This is a genomic window from Variovorax sp. 01T439_2 (assembly GCF_056398445.1).
In genome coordinates, this window is record NZ_JBFTPJ010000381.1 from 1 (window position 1) to 5,218 (window position 5,218).

3 protein-coding genes are annotated in these 5,218 nt (G+C 65.8%); all 3 read left to right on the forward strand.

Annotated elements, in window-relative coordinates; translation table 11 throughout:
• Positions 1–2,619 (forward strand): 2-oxoglutarate dehydrogenase E1 component (locus AC1DOC_RS18245; RefSeq protein WP_478130210.1); only part of this gene is annotated, 2,619 nt, incomplete at its 5' end.
• Between the two features lie 55 nt (positions 2,620–2,674).
• A complete protein-coding gene (gene odhB, locus AC1DOC_RS18250; RefSeq protein WP_478130211.1) occupies positions 2,675–3,934 on the forward strand; it encodes a 2-oxoglutarate dehydrogenase complex dihydrolipoyllysine-residue succinyltransferase in 1,260 nt (419 codons plus the stop codon).
• Between the two features lie 14 nt (positions 3,935–3,948).
• A partial coding sequence (lpdA, locus tag AC1DOC_RS18255) for a dihydrolipoyl dehydrogenase (protein ID WP_478130212.1) occupies positions 3,949–5,218 on the forward strand: 1,270 nt, incomplete at its 3' end.

Here is a 5,218-nt window from a genome sequence, read left to right on the forward strand (position 1 = left end):
GTGCAGGCCAGCGGCGCGGATTCCGAGCTCGGCCGCAAGCGCACCGCCGTGCAGCAGCTGATTGCCGCCTACCGCAACGTCGGCGCCCGCTGGGCCGACCTGGACCCCCTCAAGCGCGCCGAGCGCCCGGCCATTCCGGAACTCGAGCCCTCGTTCTACGGCTTCACCGATGCCGACCTCGAGACGGTGTTCAACACCAGCAACACCTTCTTCGGCAAGGAGACCATGTCGCTGCGCGACCTGCTCAATGCCTTGCGCGAAACGTACTGCGGCACCATCGGCGCCGAGTACATGTACACCACCGACCAGAACCACAAGCGCTGGTGGCAGCAGAAGCTCGAAAGCGCCCGCACCAACCCGCAGCTCAATGCGGAGCAGAAGAAGCACGTGCTCAACCGCCTGACCGCGGCCGAAGGCCTCGAGCGCTTCCTGCACACCAAGTACGTCGGCCAGAAGCGCTTCTCGCTCGAAGGCGGCGAAAGCTTCATCGTCTCGATGGACGAGCTGATCAACCAGGCCGGCATCAAGGGCGTGCAGGAAATCGTGATCGGCATGGCCCACCGCGGCCGCCTCAACGTGCTGGTCAACTCGCTCGGCAAGATGCCGGCCGACCTGTTCGCCGAGTTCGACCACACCGCGCCTGAAGACCTGCCGAGCGGCGACGTCAAGTACCACCAGGGCTTCAGCTCGGACGTGACCACGCCCGGCGGCCCGGTGCACCTGAGCCTGGCATTCAACCCCTCGCACCTCGAGATCGTGAACCCGGTGGTCGAAGGCTCGGTGCGCGCCCGCATGGACCGCCGCGCCGACCCGCAGGGCAAGCAGGTGCTGCCCGTGCTGGTGCACGGCGACGCCGCCTTCGCGGGCCAGGGTGTCGTGATGGAAACGCTGGCACTGGCCGAAACCCGTGGCTACTTCACGGGCGGCACGGTGCACATCGTCATCAACAACCAGATCGGCTTCACCACCAGCGACCCGCGCGACAGCCGCTCGACGCTGTACTGCTCGGACATCGTCAAGATGATCGARGCSCCSGTGCTGCACGTGAACGGYGACGATCCCGAAGCSGTGGTGCTCGCCACSCARCTCGCSCTYGAMTTCCGCATGGARTTCCAGAAGGACGTGGTSGTCGACATCATCTGCTTCCGCAAGCTCGGCCACAACGAGCAGGACACCCCCTCGCTCACGCAGCCGCTCATGTACAAGAAGATCGCCCAGCACCCCGGCACGCGCAAGCTGTACGCCGACAAGCTGGCGACGCAAGGCCTGGGCGCCACGCTCGGCGACGACATGGTCAAGGCCCAGCGCGCCGCCTTCGACGAAGGCCGCAACACGGTCGACCCGGTGCTCACGAACTTCAAGAGCAAGTACGCCGTCGACTGGAACCCCTACCTCAACAAGAAGTGGACCGACGCCGGCGACACCGCCATTCCGTCCAGCGAGTGGAAGCGCCTGGCCGAGAAGATCACCACGGTGCCGGCCGGCTTCACGGTGCACCCGCTCGTGAAGAAGGTGCTGGACGACCGCGCCGCCATGGGCCGCGGCGACGTCAACGTCGACTGGGGCATGGGCGAGCACATGGCCTTTGCCTCGCTGGTGGCCAGCGGCTACCCGGTGCGCCTGTCGGGCGAAGACTCGGGCCGCGGCACGTTCACGCACCGCCACGCCGTGCTGCACGACCAGAACCGCGAGAAGTTCGACGAAGGCACCTACACGCCGCTGCAGAACGTGGCCGAGAACCAGGCACCCTTCGTCGTCATCGACTCGATCCTGTCGGAAGAAGCGGTGCTCGCGTTCGAATACGGCTACGCCTCGAACGACCCGAACACGCTCGTGATCTGGGAAGCCCAGTTCGGCGACTTCGTGAACGGCGCGCAGGTGGTGATCGACCAGTTCATCGCCTCGGGCGAAGTGAAGTGGGGCCGCGTCAACGGCCTCACGATGATGCTGCCGCACGGCTACGAAGGCCAGGGCCCCGAGCACAGCTCGGCCCGCCTGGAGCGCTTCATGCAGCTGAGCGCAGACACCAACATGCAGGTGGTGCAGCCCACCACGGCCAGCCAGATCTTCCACGTGCTGCGCCGCCAGATGGTGCGCAACCTGCGCAAGCCGCTGATCATCATGACGCCGAAGTCGCTGCTGCGTAACAAGGATGCGACCTCGCCGCTGTCCGAGTTCACCAAGGGTGGCTTCCAGACGGTCATTCCGGACAGCAAGGGCCTGAAGGCCGAGAAGGTCAAGCGCCTGATCGCCTGCTCGGGCAAGGTCTACTACGACCTGGCCAAGAAGCGCGAAGAACAGGGCACCGACGACGTGGCGATCATCCGCGTCGAGCAGCTCTATCCGTTCCCGCACAAGGCCTTCGCGGCCGAGATCAAGAAGTACCCGAACCTCGCCGACGTGGTGTGGTGCCAGGACGAGCCGCAGAACCAGGGCGCCTGGTTCTTCGTGCAGCACTACATCCACGAGAACATGCAGGAAGGCCAGAAGCTCGGCTACTCCGGCCGTGCCGCTTCGGCATCGCCTGCAGTCGGCTACTCGCACCTGCACCAGGAACAGCAGAAGGCGCTGGTCGATGGCGCATTTGGCAAGCTCAAGGGCTTCGTGCTGACCAAGTAATTCCAAGCCTCTTTTTCACACGAACACCTGAAGAACAAAACGGAGCTCACTCCAAATGTCTATCGTAGAAGTCAAAGTCCCCCAGCTTTCCGAATCCGTGGCCGAAGCCACCATGCTCACCTGGAAGAAGAAGGCCGGCGAAGCCGTCGCCGTCGATGAAATCCTGATCGAGATCGAGACCGACAAGGTCGTGCTCGAGGTGCCCGCGCCCTCGGCTGGCGTGCTGGCCGAGATCGTGCAGCCCGATGGCGCCACCGTGGTGGCCGACCAGCTGATCGCCAAGATCGACACCGAAGGCAAGGCAAGCGCCGCAGCGCCTGCAGCAGCGGCACCCGCCGCCGCACCGGCCCCGGCAGCTGCGCCCGCAGCGGCTGCGGCCGCCACCGGCGGTTCGAAGTCCGACGTTGCCATGCCCGCTGCCGCCAAGCTGCTGGCCGACAACAACCTGAAGACCAGCGACGTGGCCGGCAGCGGCAAGGACGGCCGCGTCACCAAGGGCGACGTGCTCGGCGCCGTGGCCTCGGGCGCCAAGCCCGCGCCCGCCGTGGCCGCACCGGCCGCCAAGCCCGCGCTGCCGCAAGTCGCCGCGCCTGCGGGTGCGCCCGACCTGGGCGAACGCCCCGAGCAGCGCGTGCCGATGAGCCGCCTGCGCGCCCGCATCGCCGAGCGCCTGATCCAGTCGCAATCGACCAACGCCATCCTGACGACCTTCAATGAAGTGAACATGGCGCCCGTCATGGAACTGCGCAAGCGCTTCCAGGACAGCTTCACCAAGGAGCACGGCGTGAAGCTCGGCTTCATGAGCTTCTTCGTGAAGGCCGCGGTGCATGCGCTCAAGAAGTACCCGGTGATCAACGCCTCGGTCGACGGCAACGACATCCTGTACCACGGCTATTTCGACATCGGCATTGCCGTCGGTTCGCCGCGCGGCCTGGTGGTGCCCATCCTGCGCAACGCCGATCAGATGAGCTTTGCCGACATCGTGAAGAAGATCGCCGAATACGGCAAGCAGGCGCAGGACGGCAAGCTGGGCATCGAAGAGATGACCGGCGGCACCTTCTCCATCTCGAACGGCGGCACCTTCGGCTCGATGCTCTCGACGCCGATCATCAACCCGCCCCAGTCGGCCATCCTCGGCGTGCACGCCACCAAGGACCGCGCCGTGGTCGAGAACGGCCAGATCGTGGTTCGCCCGATGAACTACCTTGCCATGAGCTACGACCACCGCATCATCGACGGCCGCGAAGCCGTGCTGGGCCTGGTGGCCATGAAGGAAGCGCTCGAAGACCCGTCGCGCCTCCTGTTCGACATCTGAGGAGAAAGAATCAGATGGCCAACAAACAATTCGACGTCATCGTCATCGGCGGCGGCCCCGGCGGCTACATCGCCGCGATCCGCGCGGCGCAGCTGGGCTTCAACGTGGCCTGCATCGACGAGTGGAAGAACGGCAAGGGCGGCCCCGCACCGGGCGGCACCTGCACCAACGTCGGCTGCATTCCCTCGAAGGCGCTGCTGCAATCGTCGGAGCACTTCGACCAGGCCGGCCACCACTTTGCCGACCATGGCATCAAGGTCGAAGGCCTTGGGCTGGACCTCGACAAGATGCTGGCCCGCAAGGACCAGGTCGTGAAGCAGAACAACGACGGCATCCTGTACCTGTTCAAGAAGAACAAGATCACCTTCTTCCATGGCCGCGGCTCGTTCGTGAAGGCGGGCGAAGCCGGCTACGAGATCAAGGTGGCGGGCGCCGCCGAAGAGTCGATCGAGGGCAAGCACATCATCGTGGCCACGGGCTCCAACGCCCGCGCGCTGCCGGGTGCGCCGTTCGACGAGGAGAACATCCTCTCGAACGACGGCGCGCTGCGCATCGGCGCGGTGCCCAAGAAGCTGGGCCTGATCGGCTCGGGCGTCATCGGGCTTGAAATGGGTTCTGTGTGGCGCCGCCTCGGCGCCGAAGTCACGGTGCTCGAAGCGCTGCCGACCTTCCTCGGCGCGGTCGACGAGCAGATCGCCAAGGAAGCCAAGAAGGCCTTCGACAAGCAGAAGCTCAAGATCGAACTCGGCGTGAAGGTCGGCGAGATCAAGTCGTCCATGAAGGGCGTGAGCGTGGCCTGGACCAACGCCAAGGGCGAAGCCCAGACGCTGGAGGTCGACAAGCTGATCGTCTCGATCGGCCGCGTGCCCAACACCATCGGCCTGAACGCCGAAGCCGTGGGCCTGAAGCTCGACGAGCGCGGCGCCATTGCCGTGGACGACGACTGCAAGACCAGCCTGCCCAACGTCTGGGCCATCGGCGACGTGGTGCGCGGCCCGATGCTCGCGCACAAGGCCGAGGAAGAGGGCGTTGCCGTGGCGGAGCGCATTGCGGGCCAGCACGGCCACGTCAACTTCAACACCGTGCCGTGGGTGATCTACACCAACCCCGAGATCGCGTGGGTCGGCCAGACCGAGCAGCAGCTCAAGGCCGCGGGCCGCGCCTACAAGGCCGGCACCTTCCCGTTCCTCGCGAACGGCCGTGCACGGGCGCTGGGCGACACGACCGGCATGGTCAAGTTCCTGGCCGACGCGGCCACGGACGAGATCCTCGGCGTGCACATCG

Coding starts and splice junctions, on each gene's coding strand:
- odhB (WP_478130211.1), top strand. CDS start 2,675: ATGTCTATCGTAGAAGTCAAAGTCCCCCAGCTTTCCGAATCCGTGGCC.